The sequence below is a fragment of the Verrucomicrobiia bacterium genome (assembly GCA_035574275.1).
Lineage (GTDB): Bacteria > Zixibacteria > MSB-5A5 > DSPP01 > DSPP01 > DSPP01.
In genome coordinates this window covers 1-16570 of record DATLYY010000055.1, presented here as the reverse complement: position 1 = coordinate 16570, position 16570 = coordinate 1, and the positions used below count along the sequence as shown (strand labels likewise).

Sequence of the window (16570 nt, the reverse complement as noted above, 5' to 3'; positions counted from 1 at the left end):
CACCCCCCCCGCCGCCGTTACCCGCACTCCCCGATGTCCCCGCCAAGCCCTCGCTTGCCGCATACCCTCCCCCCGTAATCGTATATCCCGAACCGCCCGCTCCATCCGCACCGTTTGCCCCGCTGGTTCCGTTTCCACCGTTCCCGCCCGCCAATCCGGGATCTCCGGACGGTCCCGGCGGTCCGCCCGGTGTGCCGATGTTGCCGGGATTTCCCGGTTGGCCGTTGTTTCCCGGTGACCCTCCCTGTCCTCCCATTCCGCCGTTTCTTCCGCAGGCCGAAAATCCGGGCGCCCCCCCCGGCCCCGGCCCAAAACCGTTGCACACACCTTCTCCGCCCGGTCCGCCGGGGCCGCCGTTGGTTCCGGGACCGCCGTTGCCTCCGGCTTGACCGTCCAGACCGGTTCCGGGCATAACACTGTTGTAACGAACGTAAAGCGGACCGTTCCCGTTCACCACCCGGATGCCAAAGCCGGTTCGTTCGCTGGCGTTGGTTGTTGAAACAATGGCAAAACCTTCGAGATGGGTCTCAACCGTGATGTTCGAGGCCAAAACTGCCGTGCCTGTATCGGAGACGGTCGTCGTATTGGCTCCCGAACGCCCCCAGCCGGGCGGCCCGTCGTACTGGCCGTATAAACTGACGCCGTCAGCCATTGAAACGGTTCCGATGTACGTCCCTCCCGCCACGTACACGTGCGCCCGCCCGGTGGAATCCGCCAGAAAAATTCCCCGCGCGATCGTCGCCACCGGTGAAAGCATCGTCCCCGGATTGGCGTCGTTCCCCGCCGCGCCGGAAACGAAAACCGCGATGGCCGTGTCCCCGTCAATCCCGTCCCCGTTGATATCTTCGTAGTACGGGTCCGGATAGTCCGAACAATCGGCAAAGGCTGCCGCCGGAAAAATCAAACCCGAAAGAAATACCGCCAGAACTCCTGCCCGAATTCTCATAAACCTCCCGCAATTTGTTTTTAACCTGCCCTATTAGTATAGCCCCCCCTTCCCCTCCGCGCAAGCAAATTCCCTTCCCCTGCCTTTGTAGGGGCGGGTTTTACACGGTCGCCAAGGGCGACCCTAACCCGCCCGCCTTTGTTTTGTTGTAGGGCGGGTCCCCGTGCCTGCCCGCATTTGTCTTTGTTTTCGTAGGGGCGGACCTTGTGTTCGCCCGTTCTTATTTTTCGTCTTTCGTAGGGGCGCGTTGCCACGTGCCCTGTTTTCCGGATGGGGCCGGGCGGACGAATCCCTAATCCCTGTCTTTCTTGTCCCCTCTCCTTGAGGAGAGGGTCAGGGAGAGGTTGCCTTTTTGTCCCCCTTGCCAAGGGGGACGAGGCCGACTTGTCCCGAGCGAAGTTGAGGGAAGGCCGGAAGGGGTGTCTTTAATTTTTCTTGTCCCCTCCTTACGAAGGAGGGGATTAAGGGGAGGTTCAACGCTTGGCCTGACCAAAGACGGTGTCCCTGTCTTGTCCCCTCTCCTTGAGGAGAGGGTTAGGGAGAGGTTGCCTTTCCTGCCCCTCGTTTTACTTGGGTTGTGCCGGGCGGACGAATCCCTAATCACCAATCACTGTATTTGAAAGGGGGGTGTTTTGTAGGGGCAACTCCCCCGCTTGTGGTGAGCGTAGCCGAACCATGGTTGCCCGCCTTTGCGTTTGTTTTTGTAGGGGCAGGTCTTGTGCCTGCCCGTTTTTGCCTTTGTCTTTGCAGGGGCGCTTCGCGAATCCCCCATCCCCCCTCTCCGTGCCGGAGAGGGGGCCAGGGGGTGGGGTTGCAAAATCGCCTCAACTTCGGAGTGAACGGTGCGGGGTGGGCCATTGGTAGAGGGCTGCATCTCGGCCCCGAAAGGAGAAACCATTGCTCAAACGCTTAACCCAACTCTTCACCCGGAAAAAATACCCGGAATTCGAAGCCGCCCTGAAACTTCAACGCCCCAAAAAACTTATTCCCAAAAAACCGGGGGCATTTAGGGAGCCAAATTCGGATGTCTTTCGCTTTCAAAATTGGGATCGCCGGACTCGTTTGGAATTTTACCGCTTTCTGCGCGACCACGTCCCGATTTTGAATTCCGTCATCTGGACGTGGACTCGTCTTTGCGCCGCGCCAAACCGGTTGGAAATCACCGGTGAAAACGGGCAAAAAACGAAAGCCCAAAAACTTCTCCGCGCCCTGGACGAGCGGCTTTATCAGTTCCCCTTCGCCCGCTTCGGCGGCACAGATGCGGTGCTGGCGCAGTTTTTTAACTCCCTTTTCACCCTCGGCGCCGTCGCCGGCGAAATTGTTTTGAATGCGAGCAAAACGCAAATCGAACAATTTTTCTTCATCGACCCCGCCACCTTGGGCTTCGTCTGGGACAAATCCGGCCACTGCCGGATTTTTCAGCAAACGGAAGCGGGGGAAAAACTTTTGAACCCCCACTCGGTTTACTACGCCGGGCTGGATGCCGAAATGCAAAATCCCCACGGCCGCTCCATCCTCGGTTCGATTCCCTTCGTGGCGAAAGTCGAGCAGTCGCTGGTGGCGGATATGCAAAAAACGATGAAGAACGCCGGCTACAACCGCATCCACGTCAAAATCAAGCCGCCCGAAAAGCGGGAGCTGGAAACGGACGAAACCTATCTCGAACGGGCCAATAAATATTTCGATGACACGGTGAAAGCCGTGAAAGACCTCCAGCCGGAGGACAACCCGGTGACCTGGAACGACGTGGAAATCGAATACATCGGCCCCAAAGGCCCGCTATCCTCGTCCGAATCCTGGTACATCACCCACAAGGCGATGATCGAGGACATCTGTGCTGGAACGCATCTCGACCCGTTCCTATTGGGCTATTCGTACGGGACGACGCAAACCTGGGCCCGCTTCAAATACGAGCTGGTCTTGCGTCAAGTCACATCCGTGCAAAGAATCGCCAAACGCTTTATGGAATGGATTTATAATCTCGAACTCGCCCTGAACGGCATCGACAACCTGAAAGCCGAATTCCATTTCGACAACCGCAAAAGTTTCGACCTGCTCGAAAACGCCCGAGCCGAGCAGATGAAGCTGGATACGCTGATAAAAAAACAAACCGCCGGTTACATCACCGCGGAAGATGCCCGAAAGGAGGCCCAACAATGACCTTCACCTAATTCCTGATTGGTAGGGGCACGGCGAGCCGTGCCCCCGTAACACTATCTGGCGAAGAATAAAATGAACGGAGATTCTCCTCCAAAAATTCAAAAAGACCCTTATTGGCAAAAGGCCAAGTACGACCCTCGCTTTTTTGCCTGCACATACCTGCAGACCGGCCTGCACCGGGGTCAGGCCCTTTGGCTTAAGCGGTCAGAACAAAACGAAAACCTGCTCCACGCGGGGAACCGCTGGGGCAAGGGGGAAGTGCAAGCCGTTAAATTCCTGCACCGCGCTGTCTTTCAGCCGGTGCATCTGGGGCCCTTTCGCTGGGCCTGTCGCCGTGCGGGTTCAAAATTCGAATACCGCCTGGTCAACGTTAGCATCACGCAAAACCAAGCGGAACTCGTGTTCCGCAAAATTCTTCGCCGGATTCGAGGCAACCGTTTTCTGGAATCTTTGGTTGCTGAACAAAAACGCACCCCCTTCCCCCTGCTGCGGTTTGAAAACGGGTCGGAAATCTCCGCCCGCACCACCCAGCGCAAAGGGGAATACCTGCTGGGCGAGGGCTACGACTTCATCAACTTCGATGAAGCCGCCTTCGACCCGGCGGGGGAATATGTCGCGGACAAAGTGTTGGCGTTACGCTTGGCCGACCGCGGCGGCATGCTGGATTTCACCTCAACCCCGAAAGGCAAAAACTGGTTTTACCGCCGCGCCCAAAAATTAAAAAGAAATCCCTACTGGGGTTACGTGCAACAGGGCGACTCCCGCGAAAACCGCTACATAAACCAACACTTTTTGAAAAAATGGATGCAGAACTCCCCCGAACTCCTGATTCGCCAGAATGTTTATGGCGAATTTGTCGAAGACGAGGAGAGTTTGCTTTCAAATTTGGAAATCGAGGAAGCCCTCGCCGCCTCCAAGGGCCTCTCCCCGCCCGTCGAGGGACGAAAATACGCCGCCGGCTGGGACTTGGGGCGCAAAATCAGTTTCACAACCGGGGCGATTTTGGACGTAACCGAAAAACCATGCCAGCTCGTGGACTGGGTTCGCTTCCGCCACAAAAGCTGGGAGCAGGTTTTTCAAACGATTCGGCAGAAAAAACGGGACTACCCCGGTCCCTTGATACTCGACGCGACGGGACTGGGGGACGTGGTGCTGGACGAACTGAAAGACATCAAGCCGGAGGGGTTCAAATTCACCCAAAAAACGAAAAACGCCCTGCTTATGAATTTCAAGCGCGCCCACGAAAAGCGCGAACTCGCCTATCCCCATCTCGAACAATGGGAGGACGCCGACAATCTCTGGACGTTGAAATCGGAATTGGAATCCTTGACTTGGGAAAACGACAACCGCCAGGCCGATTTCTTCTTCGCCCTGGCCTTGGCCCTGTGGGTTTGCAGACCGAGGGAGGAAATCATTCTGCCGTACGGAAAATGGGCCAAAATCTAATGCCCCTGTTTTTCCGTAGGGGTGGGCCTTCATCTTCACCCTTGGCGCTTTTTGTAGGGGTGAACCTTCAGGTTCACCCGGGCGAATCTAAAGATTCGCCCCTACGCTTTTGGGCCGGCATAGGGATACGCCTCTGCCGTTTCCACCAACCCCTTGCGAACAGGGTTGTGAAAAATGTAATCGGCCACCTTCTGTAAATCTTCCGATTTCCGCACCGCGTGGTCGTAGAATCCCCGTTGCCACAATTTTTCGTGGGTGGCGGATTTGAACCGAAAAGCGCTGCGGCTTTTGAGATGGCGGACGAATTCCGAAACCGTCACCCCGGAATCCTGGGGTGAAATCAAAAGGTGCAGATGGTCGGGCATCAGGCAATACGCCAAAAGGTCGTAGCGAAATTCATCCGCGCATTCACGCAGGATCGAAAGAACCGTTTCGGCCGTCTGCGCGCTCTTAAAAACTTCCCGGCGTTCGTGGGTGCAGAGGGTGAGCGAGTAGGCGTGGGGGGCGGCATAATTGAGCCGCGGCAACCGCAGCGAATTTTTTCGCCGTTTGGAAGGCACGGCGGTTTTATTCGATCTCCCGGCCGTTAAATGCAAATATAGTTATGTTTTTACGGATGTCTTGTAACGTGGGGGAAAACCTTCAACTTCGCTTTCGGGGTCTCCGTTGCGCTGAACCTCCGGATTCGCTTCACCGTCGGGGTTCGCTCCACCTTCGGGGTCTCCGTAGGGGTGGGCCTTCATCTTCATCCTTGGCGCTTTTTGTAGGGGTGAACCTTCAGGTTCACTCCCACGTTTTGATTGTTTTGTTTTCGTAGGGGCAGGTCTTGTGCCTGCCCGTTTTTAGACACAATTCACCCTTTCCCGGCAAAACAATCCCTCCCTGCTTATTCGCCGCTCGAAAAGCTGTTTCTAATGGCAGAAAGATAATGAACCGAAAAAGAGGGTCAATAAAAAAGTGGCTATTTATTGCAAACCCTATAGAAACATCCCCAATGCGAGCGCGAAGTGATGGTGCGGGGACTAATCCCTCTTCACTAATCCCTAATCCCTGTATTTTAAAGGGGACACCGGTTTCCGTTCCTGCTTCCGTCTTTGAGGGTCGGGAAAATCCGGAAAGGGCCTCGTGTCCCCCGTTTTTTTCAACGAACAGCTTAACGTTTTTCAATCGTCAGGGACTGTTTCCAAATGCAATCTCGTGCCAGTTCGCGCCGTCGGAAACGATGGTTACGTAGTTGCCCGGAGTGAAGAGATACCGCAGCGAACCGTAGTCAATTTTCTCGTCGAGGTACGGGTCAATCACAACTTGTGGGGTGGCTGTGTAAAAGGCGCGCTTGATGGTGTAGGTCCGTCCCTTGATGCCGGCGGCCGTCGGCAGATTTATGGTGCAGACGGTGTCCGGAGCCACCGCGGCGTAGTCCACGATTATAATGCTCTGAAACTTATCCAAAGTAAGGCCGCAGTCCGTCTGCGTCACCTTGGTAAGATTCAAGGTAACAGACCCGTCCACCTGCAGAGGCCCTGTGGTGACGTCTCCGCTCGGCCCTATCTTCATCGGCGTGGAATAGCCGCCCCCGGCGATTGGCAGCCGCCACTCCGTCAAATTGCCGGTCTGTCCCATCGCCCCTTCAATTATAAGCGGCGTTTGGGAGGGGCCGGGGGTTTTCAGCACCATATTTTTGGCGTTCATTGCGCCGCCGGCGCCAACGGTGAGCAAAGGCACGGAGCTCGGATCCAAAACCTCCACCAGATTCGCCGTCTGCCCGGTGGAACCTTGAATCTTCACGGTGGGATTGGTGCCCACACCATCGTCGAGGACGATGAGCTCGTCATTGGCCAAAACACCGGACACTTGCAACTGGCCGGTGGCGCCAAAAGAGGCCAGCCCCAACCCGTCGCTGTTTTTTATCTCCACCAAATTCGCCGTCTGCCCGGAAGAACCCTGAATCGAAAGCGGCGTTTGAATGGGGCCGGGGCTTACCAAAACCATATTTTTGGCGTTCATTGCGCCCGCCACGTTTACATCGCCGGTTATCGTCCCTCCCCTCGCCCCGTCCACCGTGCCGACCCGGAAGGAATGCGGGGTGGAATTGAGCATCGCCCGGGGCGAAAGCTCCGGGTCGCTGTTCACCACGATTCCCAGCCAGCGCTCCGGCTCGGTTTGCGTCGCCGCCAAAGCCGCCTGCAAATCCCCCGTCGCCGTCCCCTGCCCCACGCCCAAGATGACGTCCAGAATCCCGGCGCTCAAAGTCCGGCTGAACGTTTCCGTGTAGAGCGGCGTCCCCCCCGTCGGCGCGGTGTAAATATGGACCTGCACGGTGACGCCGCCGTTGACCGGATTTCCGCCGGCATCTTTCAGCACCCCCTGCAGCCGGACTCCGGGAAACAAGCTCACCTGCCCGAATACGGCGGCAAACAGCAAGAGGATGCCGCCCGCCAGCAAAATCTGCAACCGTCTCATCGCTCCTCCTTTTGGTTTGGTATTTCCATTTCTAATCTCGAACGCCCGTTTTCAACCTTTTTTTGTCCCCCTTGCCAAGGGGGACGAGGCCCGCAGGGCCGGAGGGGGTGTTTTCGTAGGGGCGGCTCCCCGTGGCCGCCCGCCTTTGCCTTTCGCATTCGCAGGGGCGGCTCTTTAGATTCGCCCCGGGTGAACCTTCAGGTTCACTCCCACGTTTTGATTTTTTTGTTTTTGTAGGGGCAGGTCTTGCGCCTGCCCGTTTTTTGACACAAGACAACGCTTGCGGCGCAACCTCCCTCCGTCCGCCGCTTGAAAAGCTGTTTCTAATGGCCGAAAGATAACCAACTAAAACGAGGGGTCAAGAAAAAAGGCGGGTGGCAACCCGCCTTTTGTTTTATTGCGAGGTATTTGAAGTTACGGCTTTTGCGCGCGGAAGTTCAAATCGCCGCTCTGGTTGGTCAGGGTGACCCGGATGGTCCAGTTGCCGGTTACGCCGGTGGAGGTGGCAAAGGTGCCGTTGGAGGCCAAATTGCCGCTGTAAACCTGCGTGCCGTTGTTGTCCAGAATCACCAAAGTGGCCGACCCTGCGGAAATGACGCAGGACTGGTTCACGTTGGCCGAAGTACCGGTGTTCTGCCAGGTGTAATTCAGGGTGGAGGTCACGTTGTTGACCCCCGTGGCCTGCAGCTGGAAGTTGTCGGGAGCGTTGGATATCTGGGGCTGGAACGGCGCCAGCGAGTTGTTCTTGCTCCCGCCGCATCCGCCAATGACCACCAGCGCAAAAACGAGAAATGCGCCAAAGGCGAAATACTTGGATTTCATTGTTTGATTCCTCCTTCTTACTCTATTTATCGGCAACCCAGAAATATGACTTTAATCATATTTTAGGGGGCGCTCCAAAAACAAAAAATCCGGCCCCGTCACGGGTCTGCCGTAACGGGACCGGATGTCGAACGCCCACATCCTTGTGGGCGTCTAAAAACTTAACGCTTGACCTGCCGGACGGTCACCTTCGGCTCTTCCCGCTCGGTCACGCCGCCCCAGGTAGTGGGGGTTGTGCCGGTCGCATCGGTCGTGCCGGTGATGGCCCGGTGAACAAACGGGGCCACCAAGCCGCCGATGATGGGGCCGACCCAGTAGGGCCACTGGTTGGTCCAGTTGCCGGAACCGATGGCGGAGCCAAAAGCCCGCGCGGGGTTGAAGCCCCCTCCGGTGAGCGGTCCCGCTACCAGGGTGCAGAAACCAAGGGCGCACCCGACCGCCAGAGGCCCGACCGAAATGGAGGTCCGGTGGGTGACGGTCAAAGCCAGCGCCGTGGTCACAAAAATGCAGGTGAAGAGCGCCTCGACGAAAACCCGGCCGAAAAGTCCCACCCGCCCGTCGGCGATGGGGGCTCCCAGCTTGACCGGCTGCCAGACCGCAGTCGGGAAAATCGAGCGCAGAACCAGCCCGGCGATAATCGCCCCCGCCAGCTGCGCGACGATGTAAATCACCGCCGTCTGCGTCGAAATCCGCCGGGAGGCCCAGTGCCCGAGCGTCACCGCGGGGTTGATGTGTCCGCCGGAGGCGCTGGTCGTAAGGGCCAGAAGCGCGGTGAAAACGAAACAGTTGGCCAGAGCGATGCCGACCCAGGAAACCTCCCCGCGGGTCAAGGCATTGGCGCAGACCACGCCCGCCGCCGTGGCGACGAAAATGAAGCTGGCGACCATTTCGGTCAGCGCCGGTTTGAACGTTTTATCCATAACCCCTCCTTTTCTAAGGTTGGTTTGGGCCGGACGGCAAACGGGGCCGGTTGGCTGCCGGTGCAAAACGGATGTTTAGGCGGCTGCCCCCCTTGCAAGTCCAACCAATTAAGGATTATCGGAATCCGGGCCGGAAACTTAAACCCCCAAAACAAAAGGGACGGGCCTATGGACCCGTCCCTTTCTTCCCGAGCGCAAATTTACGTTCGCCGGGACCTCCGTGCCGCTTTCACGACGCGGCGGCATTCCGGCCGCTTGAAACGGATGCCGCCGGCATCCCTTCCATCCCGCGGGTTGGTGTTATCCCCCGTTGGTAATTCCCTTCCCGTCGGCCTGCGGGCTTCCTGTCCGGAACGGTTGGAACTGCTTGGGACAACCGGCCCGGCATGGGGAAGGCGGAAGGCAATTTGCGTTTCGGGACTGAAAAATTGAATGTCGTTTCCCTCAATCATCGCCCGCCGGCACCCCCGCTTTGGTTCCGTCCCGCGCCCGTTTGGGACGGCGGGAGGAGAGCCCCCGGGGCCTTCGGCCGAAAGGTAAGGTGAAGCGAGAGCCTTTGGCCCCGGAGGGAGCGTGGGTACGGTGTTTCCGTTGGCAGGAAATGCAGGGTGGTGCGGTGGGCGTAGGAAGTTCGAATTTTTGCTTGCGACAGGGAGATGACGGGCAAATGCCCGGGCGATTCCTCCCGCCGGGCAGGTCCCTCCGCCCCCTTTGGCCGTCAATTTTCTTCCCCTTCTCCATTTCATCGCAAAGCCAGATTAAGCGATGAGGTGAAGGTTTCAAATGACGGAAATCAAGCGGACGCTTGATTTCCGTCAAGTTCCCCTTGACAACCCCAATCCCCATCCCATATTACCATCAAGACAAAGGACTAAGGGATGAGATAATGAAGCTCATACTCTCGATCGGACTCTTCCTCCTCGCATTTGCCTCTTTGTCCTTTTCCCAGCCCCCCGACCCGCGGGATTCCATCATATTGGAATCCAAGACAGTTGCCCCCGGCTTCTATCTAGGTTCATCCTCTGATACCGCCGCTTACTTGTATATTAAGGTTTTCATAACCAACAAGGATTCGCTCTCCTATATGGTTTTGCCGCTCTTAGAGACCTCCATTTCCGGGGGTGCCTATGCGACACTTGCCCGGCCTCGAAGCTTTTTAGGCATGGTTTCACCCTTGACCAACACCTTGCGTTATTACACAGATATCAGCTATGGAAGCTATACCAGCACTAGTCCGGATACTTTTGCGGTGGCGGCCGGCTTCGATGGGGTCGACCCGAGTACCATAGAGCCCCCCAATGTTGCCCGCAAGGCAGTTTGGGAACTGAAATTCGACTCCGTTTTGTTTGCGGCTGGATCGTTTGAACTGGATTCGACAAGAATCGCAAACCTCCCTGCAACTTTTACCACAATGGCGCCCGTGGATTTGACGGTCAACTTTCTCAAAAGCATCATAACCGTCCCATCCGCTCCCAAAGGGGATTTGAACTGGGATTTGGCCGTAACTTTTGCCGATGTCGGCTTTATCTTGAACTGCGTTTTTTTCGCAATCCCTCCGCCTCCCGGATCTTCCGCCTGCGACCTTAACTGTGACGGGCTGTCCACCCCGGCCGACATCGTTTTGGAATTGAATGCGGTCTTCTTATCCAGACCTTTTCCCTGTTGAATAAAATTTTGAAGAACGTGGCGGAAGAACAGACAACTTAAACCTTCAAAAGGGGGATTTATGTTCAGTTCACAACCCAAGCTTTCGGTGGCAATCAAAGCCATTTTCGTTCAGCTTGAACTGGTTATTTGCTTTGCGTTCGGATTACCCGATTTGGCTTACGCCACCTGTTCTTTACCGGACACAATAAAAACGGATACCACAATATCCGGCACCTGCGCCCTTGTGAAAGACCTTTTCATCAACCCCGGTGTGACTTTAACAATTATTCCACCTTGTACGCTTTTTATGACCGCCCGTTCGGACGCAAAAAATCTGGGTTCCGACCCTTCACGCATCGAGATTTTAGTGAAGGGTGGCCTCCGAGTATCAGGCAACAGCGGTCCAAACGGCATGGTGGTCTTTCGTTCCGATTCCGGGAGGGCGGGAGATTGGTATGGAATAAGAAGTGTCGATTCATCCGCCAAAGTATTTGTAGGGTATGCGACACTATCTGGATGGAGAAATAGCAGTATTGTTTTTTTTGACCAACGTAGCTCCATGCTCGATTCAGTGCAACTCATTCGAAAGGTGGAGAAATCACGCCATAGCAAATACTTTTGAAAACGATTCTTTGGATAGTGCATTTGACCCTTCAACGCTCTCTGAGACCCCGGATAATATCCTAATATTAGGGAATACTTTTTTGGGCAGTAATGAGGCGGTGCGATTCACTCATCATTTCGGAGTAGTGATAGATAGCAATAAGTTTTTGAACCAGGAAAAACTTTCCGTTAAATTTGATGACTATCAAGGGACAATAACCCGGAATTACTTCTATGCAAACGGGGGTACGCAGGCTATTCGAGCTTCTGGAGCTGGATTTGACGACTCGGCAGTAATTGCACAAAATACGATTGAAGGATATTACAGTCGTGCACACATTGATATCTTTGGTAGCCATCCTCCTCTTGGAGGTTTTCATATTCGGAAAAATAAATTTATTACCGGCAGGGCAACAGGTATTTCACCATTTGGTTTGATAACAGCAATTGTTGGATCTGGAGTGGCTAATTATAAGTTATTTGGCCGAAATAACTTTTTTACAGGTTTTGATTCCGCTGCTATCTCTTCTTTTGGTGGATTTCTGCCATTGCAGGGTGATGATTTTGGAAATACTGGAGCCGGTTCACCGGGAAACAATGTCTTTCTCCTGCCTTGTAATTCCAATGCCAAGGCGATTAAGCGCATTGGCGGGCAAGCCATCCCGGCTGAAGGTAACTGGTTCGGAACTTCTACCCCGGACAGTAGCTCCCTTCTTGAAGGCCAGATAGACTTCCGCCCTTTTCTCACGGCACCGCCCATATCGGTTTCCGGGGATATTTGCAGAAACTCCGCTTGGGGGCCGGGAGGCGTTAACGTCAACGGAGACGTGCGAATAAAGCCGGGAACGACGTTGACGATTGAGCCGGGCACTACAATATCGTTGCAAAGCAACTACGATTTTGAGAAAGCAGGTGTTGACACAGGCAAATGTGAGATAATCGTGGAAGGCGGCGGCCAATTTGTGGTTAAAGGCACGCAAGCTAATCCAGTTAAATTTATTTCCTCCCGAACGGAAGATTCGGCTGGAACGAATGATTGGCAGGGAATAGTAATCAAGCCGGGCGGTGTCTTTGCCTGCAGCAACGCCGTCATCCGCCACGCCTACGCGGGGATTGAAGATTCTTCGGTTTTCAACCACACGATCCAAAATGTAAGGATTGGACGCTGCAAGATGTACGGTATTCTGGCGGTGGACACGGACAGTTTGACCATCCGGGGCTGCCGGGTGGATTCTGTGAACAGTGAACCAGGAGGAACCGGAATTAAGGTGCATTCTGGCAACTCGGCTAAGGGGGCGAAGCTAATTGCGGATACGGTTCGTTTTTGCTATTACGGGATCATTAACTCTAATAACCCTGGTCCGATTGATAGCTGCCTGGTGCTTGGAGACAGCACCGCCACCCTCGTCAGCGTCACTGGAATACTGCACGGGGGAGGCGAAGCCCCGTATTACTTGACCGTTGCCAACACCACGGTGAACGGCTATTTCTCCGGCCAGCATTTTTATAACTTCATTCTGGGACGGGCTTCCCTTTCCAATTGTTACTTTTCCACGAATCAGGGCTCACCTCGTTCACCGGTTGGCATCAGAAATTATAGAGGCAAATTACTAAAAGTTCGAACAAGTAGCATTTATGAATGGGGCTTGTATGGCGTACTTACCGACCATTTCGACGCAGTTCCTGATTTGGGAGTCTATCCTTCGGACGATGGCTACAACGGCCTGTATACTTCTATGGGTGGCAGCTCTTGGAAATTTGTTTATGATTCGGACTGCGGCAGTTGTTCAACGCCGATTATCAAAGCCGAAAATAATCAATGGTACACGGCGCCTCCCTCCAGCCGCTTTTCCCCCAATGTGGATCGCAATCCCTATCTGCCGGTGGAACCGCCGCCAAAGTTGATTGCGCAGCAGGAAAGGGAGAAGGAAAACCTGCCGAAACCGATAATGCTTTATCAGAATTATCCCAACCCCTTCAACCCCACCACGCTGATTCGGTTCAATCTGGAAAAGCCGGAGCGGGTGAATCTGGAGATTTTCAACATCTTGGGGCAGAAGGTGCGGACGATGGTTCCGGGAGAGGAGTTGGCCGCCGGGCCGTATACCTTCCTTTGGGATGGGAAGGATGACCGGGGGAGTCCGGTCTCCTCGGGAGCATACTTTTATAAGTTGCGAACGCCCACGTTCTTGAAATCCAAGAAAATGATGCTGGTAAAGTAGGAGGGGAAGATGAAAAAGATAGGATTGACGATTTTAGCGATTGTTTCATTGACGATTGGAAATATCTGGGCTGGTGAAATACGGCAGAACGTTGGAGATGCGGCTTTCGTCTCAAAGGCCGAGCAAACCCAACAGGAAATCTTCAAGTTCGACCTGCCGGAAATACCGGAGGGGAGCCGGATTGACTTTGCGGGGCTGATTCTCCACGTTCAGCGGGATTCGACAAGGGGCGACTATCTTTCGTTCAAACTTTCGCCGATAACCAGCGACTGGACGGCCTCTTCAATTCAAGGCGGGCAGGTTTTATCCGTGGATGAAACTACACCCGCCTATGCCGTGGCGGATGTGAACCGGAGCGACAAAATCGAGTTGGATATCACGCAGTTGGCAGCCTCCTGGTTCAAGGGGGAAAAGACCAACCGGGGATTTATTCTGGCAACCGAGTTTCCGGAGGAACAGACCAAGTTTGCAGCCAAGTCGAACGTCGGTGCCAAAGCCGAGCTGGTCATCTACTACACCGGGCCGGAAAAGAAATAGCAGAAATTCAATACGCAAAAAGCCCCCCTTTGAGGCGGCTTTTTGTTTCAGGTCAAGCTGACGGGGGAAATCGTTTCGAGGGCGGCCGGGTTTTCGATGAAAATTTTTGCCTTGGTGACCCGGATGATTCCCCGGCGGGCCAAGGCATGAAGGGTGCGGGAAAAGGTCTCCGGCGTGGTGCCGATCATCTCGGCCATCTCCTTGTGGAGCAGCGGGACTTCGACCGGTTCCCCCGGCTTGTATTTCTCCAGTTTGCCGACCTGCCCGCCGTGCAGAAACAGAAGCAGCCGGGCCGTGCGCTGGCGCACCGATTCCTGGGCCATTGCCACCATCTGGTCTTCCGAATGGCGCATCTCCCGGGCCATTTTGGACAGAAGCGAAAGCGAAAGTTCCGGCGACCGGCGCAAAAGCCCCAAAAACGTCTCCTTGGAAATCGCGCAGACCGTGGAGGGTTCGCCCGCCTCCGCCGTGGCGGCGTACGGCTCGCCGGCCAAAAGCGCCCGGTAACCGGTGACATCTCCAGGCCCCAAAAGGCGGATGACCAACTCCTCTTTGCGGCGGCCGGTTTTGAAAAGCTTCAAAAGCCCCGAACAAACCTGGTAAATGGCGGCGACCTCCTCCCCTTCGTAGAAAACCGATTCCCCCCGCCCGTAGTGACGCACGATTTTTTCCCGCTCCAGCCGTTCGAGATGTTCACCCGCCAAACCGCTGAAAATCGAACCCTGGTCGTCGCCGCAAACTTTGCAGAGAATCTCGTTCGCTTTCATCTCATTCCTACCCGCGCCTGCTCAAAGATAGAGCTATAAACGCATTTGGCAAGCCGCTTTTGCTTTTCTCAAACGAAGCTCGGAAGGTCGCTTTCCGGAGAAGTCTTCAGACCTCCATTTCTTTGCAAACCGTTTCAGGCGGCCTTTCGGGTTGGATTTAAGGCCGGCCCGCAAGCTTTTCCCGCATAATAAATTGCGGGTTAATTTAAAGCTCTGGTTTCAGGCACGGCGGTTGCGGAGAAGGGACATGGAGGGAGTTGGCCCGGCTGGCGGGCAATGAAAGGACAACCATGACCGCGCGTGAACATCGCACCAACCTCCTTCTTTTGGCCACGGCCATCATTGTGGGGGTGATTCTTTTGGCCGTCGGCACGGCTGAAGCCGCCTGCCGCTAAGCCGGTTCTTCAACAAAACTCCGGGGGATTCTGATGAAAAAATGGATGCTTGAAGCCGGCCTTCTGGGCCTGCTTTTAATTTTCGCCTGCAATTCCAACAGTCCGGCCGGCCCAACCGGGGATTTGAACCCGCCGGGACCGAATCCAAGCCCGACTTATTGGGGAACCATTCTCGAAATTGAAGACGAAGGCACCCGGTTCAAATTCGCTGCCCATACGGGGGAGATTTTGAACGTCCGCACGGACAATAAGACCCAGATTTCTCGCGAAGAAAACAACGATTCCATCCTTTCCCCCGCCGATTTGCGCGAAGGGGATAAAGCGGAAATCGACGGCATTTATCAGGGATCCCAAAATGAAACCATAAAAGCCGAATATATCTATCTATACAAAGACCCCTAAGCGCGCTTGCCTTCAAGATTTCTATTATGACCCCGGTCATTGCAACCGCCGGGGTTTTTTGTTTGTATAATTGCCGTAAAACGGTTCTGTTCGAACCTAAACATACACAAAGGAGGTGCTATGCGCAGTTTGCTTTTCCTGGGGCTTCTGGCCGTTGCACTCTTTGTCTTCGGCTGCGGCTCCAATCAGGCCGGCAACGTTACCGGCCCCGCCGCCATTAACCAAACGGCCCAGCCGGTCACCCAGCAGCAGGAATTTGACTGGCAGGATGAGTTCATCGGCCCGCCCAAATATATTGAATTGGAGCGCCCCCCCGCACCAACGGCTCCGCCGGGAACCGTGAACGCCACCCCGGGCTTTTACGGCATGGTTTCCAACTTGAGCGCCGCGGGCTTTACGCTCACGTCGCCGGACGGCCGCACGTTAAACGTTACCACGACGCCGGAGACAAACGTGCTGTATCAGGGGTCGATGACCGACCTGGCCTCGAGCCCGCTTGAAAACGGGATGAATGTTTCCGTGAGCGGCACGGTGTCCGGCTTACCGGGACAAGCCCGCGTGCGGGCTTTGCTCGTGGTGATTAACAACAGCTTCACCAACCAAGGTCTGATTGCGGTGGATTGAGGAATCGGGATAAAACAAAACCGGCTTGGTTCCGCAAAAAGCGGCGCAAAGCCGGTTTTTTATTCCGTTTTCATTCCGGGAAGCGCATCCAGCATTTTGACCGCCTCGCCGATTTTGGCGACGGAGGCTTCGATCGACTCGAAGGCGGACAAGAGTTTCCCGCCGGGGTCGGCGATTTTTCCCTGGGTGATGGCCAGCTTGGCCAGCTGCGCCTTCCCCAAAATGGTCGCCGTGGCGTTGTTCAGCTTGTGGGTGAACTGGCTTACGATTTCATCCGTTTTTTCGGGGGTTTCCTCCGCTGAACCGGTGCCGAAAAGCCCGGGAAAACTCTCGTCCATAGTAATTTTATCGGAACAAACGGGAACCCCTTGAACGGAAAGGAAAAATGAGGTGCCGGGTCTTGGTCAAAAACCGGCTCCGATAAGGGAAGGACGGCCCGCGGCAGGCAGCTTTTGCCTTATTCCTCTTTTGTCCGAAGCCCTTCCAAGCCGCGCACCAGCCGGCTGTCCGGGAAGTTGGCCAGCCGTTCGAGGTTGAAACCGATTGCTTCCGGCGCGAGGGGGAGCCGGTATTTTTTCCGGCGGTTGTTCTCGATTTCAAACCTCCGCCCGAGCGCTTT

The 16570-nt window shown here is 55.3% G+C and carries 17 protein-coding genes; 8 read left to right on the top strand and 9 right to left on the bottom strand.

The features are described 5' to 3' along the window. Positions 1-946 (bottom strand): hypothetical protein (locus VNL73_07785; GenBank protein HXF49308.1); only part of this gene is annotated, 946 nt, incomplete at its 3' end. A gap of 897 nt (positions 947-1843) precedes the next feature. On the opposite strand from VNL73_07785, the gene VNL73_07780 reads away from it, so the two are divergent. Both VNL73_07780 and VNL73_07775 read left to right on the top strand, forming a co-directional pair. After that, entirely contained in the window at positions 1844-3106 is a 1263-nt protein-coding gene (locus tag VNL73_07780; GenBank protein ID HXF49307.1) for a hypothetical protein, read from the top strand. Positions 3107-3178: 72 nt separating this feature from the next. Then, positions 3179-4552, top strand: a complete 1374-nt coding sequence (locus tag VNL73_07775) for a terminase family protein (GenBank protein ID HXF49306.1) — start codon at positions 3179-3181, stop codon at positions 4550-4552. Positions 4553-4653: 101 nt separating this feature from the next. Here VNL73_07775 and VNL73_07770 read toward each other — a convergent pair whose 3' ends face one another. The 6 genes from VNL73_07770 to VNL73_07745 form a co-directional block, all read right to left on the bottom strand. Then, entirely contained in the window at positions 4654-5079 is a 426-nt protein-coding gene (locus VNL73_07770) for a transposase (GenBank protein ID HXF49305.1), read from the bottom strand. 256 nt (positions 5080-5335) lie between these two features. Next, a complete protein-coding gene (locus VNL73_07765; GenBank protein ID HXF49304.1) occupies positions 5336-5719 on the bottom strand; it encodes a hypothetical protein in 384 nt (127 codons plus the stop codon). 3 nt (positions 5720-5722) lie between these two features. Beyond that, complete coding sequence (locus VNL73_07760; protein HXF49303.1) at positions 5723-7012, bottom strand: hypothetical protein; 1290 nt, start codon at positions 7010-7012, stop codon at positions 5723-5725. A 414-nt stretch (positions 7013-7426) separates the two neighbouring features. Next, positions 7427-7834, bottom strand: a complete 408-nt coding sequence (locus VNL73_07755; protein ID HXF49302.1) for a hypothetical protein — start codon at positions 7832-7834, stop codon at positions 7427-7429. 161 nt (positions 7835-7995) lie between these two features. Continuing rightward, positions 7996-8754 (bottom strand): aquaporin, encoded by a 759-nt coding sequence (locus VNL73_07750; protein ID HXF49301.1) that lies wholly within the window; start codon positions 8752-8754, stop codon positions 7996-7998. A 200-nt stretch (positions 8755-8954) separates the two neighbouring features. Next, the gene (locus tag VNL73_07745) at positions 8955-9206 is read right to left on the bottom strand and encodes a hypothetical protein (GenBank protein HXF49300.1); all 252 of its coding nucleotides are present in this window, start codon (positions 9204-9206) and stop codon (positions 8955-8957) included. 434 nt (positions 9207-9640) lie between these two features. Between VNL73_07745 and VNL73_07740 the strand changes: the two genes are divergently transcribed. From VNL73_07740 to VNL73_07725, 4 genes are all read left to right on the top strand, one after another. Beyond that, entirely contained in the window at positions 9641-10420 is a 780-nt protein-coding gene (locus VNL73_07740) for a hypothetical protein (GenBank protein HXF49299.1), read from the top strand. A 60-nt stretch (positions 10421-10480) separates the two neighbouring features. After that, entirely contained in the window at positions 10481-11023 is a 543-nt protein-coding gene (locus tag VNL73_07735) for a hypothetical protein (GenBank protein HXF49298.1), read from the top strand. Positions 11024-11150: 127 nt separating this feature from the next. Further along, complete coding sequence (locus VNL73_07730; GenBank protein ID HXF49297.1) at positions 11151-13226, top strand: right-handed parallel beta-helix repeat-containing protein; 2076 nt, start codon at positions 11151-11153, stop codon at positions 13224-13226. A gap of 9 nt (positions 13227-13235) precedes the next feature. Beyond that, positions 13236-13763 carry a DNRLRE domain-containing protein gene (locus tag VNL73_07725; protein HXF49296.1) on the top strand — a complete coding sequence of 176 codons (528 nt, stop codon included), beginning with the start codon at positions 13236-13238 and terminating at the stop codon, positions 13761-13763. A 47-nt stretch (positions 13764-13810) separates the two neighbouring features. On the opposite strand, the gene VNL73_07720 is transcribed toward VNL73_07725, so the two are convergent. Further along, positions 13811-14530, bottom strand: coding sequence for a Crp/Fnr family transcriptional regulator (locus VNL73_07720; protein ID HXF49295.1), 720 nt, complete (start codon positions 14528-14530; stop codon positions 13811-13813). 428 nt (positions 14531-14958) lie between these two features. Here VNL73_07720 and VNL73_07715 point away from each other — a divergent pair, with 428 nt between their 5' ends. Next, complete coding sequence (locus VNL73_07715; protein ID HXF49294.1) at positions 14959-15327, top strand: hypothetical protein; 369 nt, start codon at positions 14959-14961, stop codon at positions 15325-15327. 120 nt (positions 15328-15447) lie between these two features. Then, positions 15448-15951, top strand: a complete 504-nt coding sequence (locus tag VNL73_07710; GenBank protein ID HXF49293.1) for a hypothetical protein — start codon at positions 15448-15450, stop codon at positions 15949-15951. A gap of 59 nt (positions 15952-16010) precedes the next feature. Here the strand turns inward: VNL73_07710 and VNL73_07705 are convergent, their stop codons facing one another. Then, positions 16011-16289 carry a hypothetical protein gene (locus VNL73_07705; GenBank protein ID HXF49292.1) on the bottom strand — a complete coding sequence of 93 codons (279 nt, stop codon included), beginning with the start codon at positions 16287-16289 and terminating at the stop codon, positions 16011-16013. Positions 16290-16570 lie beyond the last annotated feature (281 nt).

Bases quoted from the DNA above. Each gene is read 5' to 3' on its own strand.
- VNL73_07775 (HXF49306.1), top strand. From the start codon at position 3,179: ATGAACGGAGATTCTCCTCCAAAAATTCAAAAAGACCCTTATTGGCAA.
- VNL73_07760 (HXF49303.1), bottom strand. From the start codon at position 7,012: ATGAGACGGTTGCAGATTTTGCTGGCGGGCGGCATCCTCTTGCTGTTT.
- VNL73_07755 (HXF49302.1), bottom strand. From the start codon at position 7,834: ATGAAATCCAAGTATTTCGCCTTTGGCGCATTTCTCGTTTTTGCGCTG.
- VNL73_07750 (HXF49301.1), bottom strand. From the start codon at position 8,754: ATGGATAAAACGTTCAAACCGGCGCTGACCGAAATGGTCGCCAGCTTC.
- VNL73_07745 (HXF49300.1), bottom strand. From the start codon at position 9,206: ATGATTGAGGGAAACGACATTCAATTTTTCAGTCCCGAAACGCAAATT.
- VNL73_07740 (HXF49299.1), top strand. From the start codon at position 9,641: ATGAAGCTCATACTCTCGATCGGACTCTTCCTCCTCGCATTTGCCTCT.
- VNL73_07735 (HXF49298.1), top strand. From the start codon at position 10,481: ATGTTCAGTTCACAACCCAAGCTTTCGGTGGCAATCAAAGCCATTTTC.
- VNL73_07725 (HXF49296.1), top strand. From the start codon at position 13,236: ATGAAAAAGATAGGATTGACGATTTTAGCGATTGTTTCATTGACGATT.
- VNL73_07720 (HXF49295.1), bottom strand. From the start codon at position 14,530: ATGAAAGCGAACGAGATTCTCTGCAAAGTTTGCGGCGACGACCAGGGT.
- VNL73_07715 (HXF49294.1), top strand. From the start codon at position 14,959: ATGAAAAAATGGATGCTTGAAGCCGGCCTTCTGGGCCTGCTTTTAATT.
- VNL73_07710 (HXF49293.1), top strand. From the start codon at position 15,448: ATGCGCAGTTTGCTTTTCCTGGGGCTTCTGGCCGTTGCACTCTTTGTC.
- VNL73_07705 (HXF49292.1), bottom strand. From the start codon at position 16,289: ATGGACGAGAGTTTTCCCGGGCTTTTCGGCACCGGTTCAGCGGAGGAA.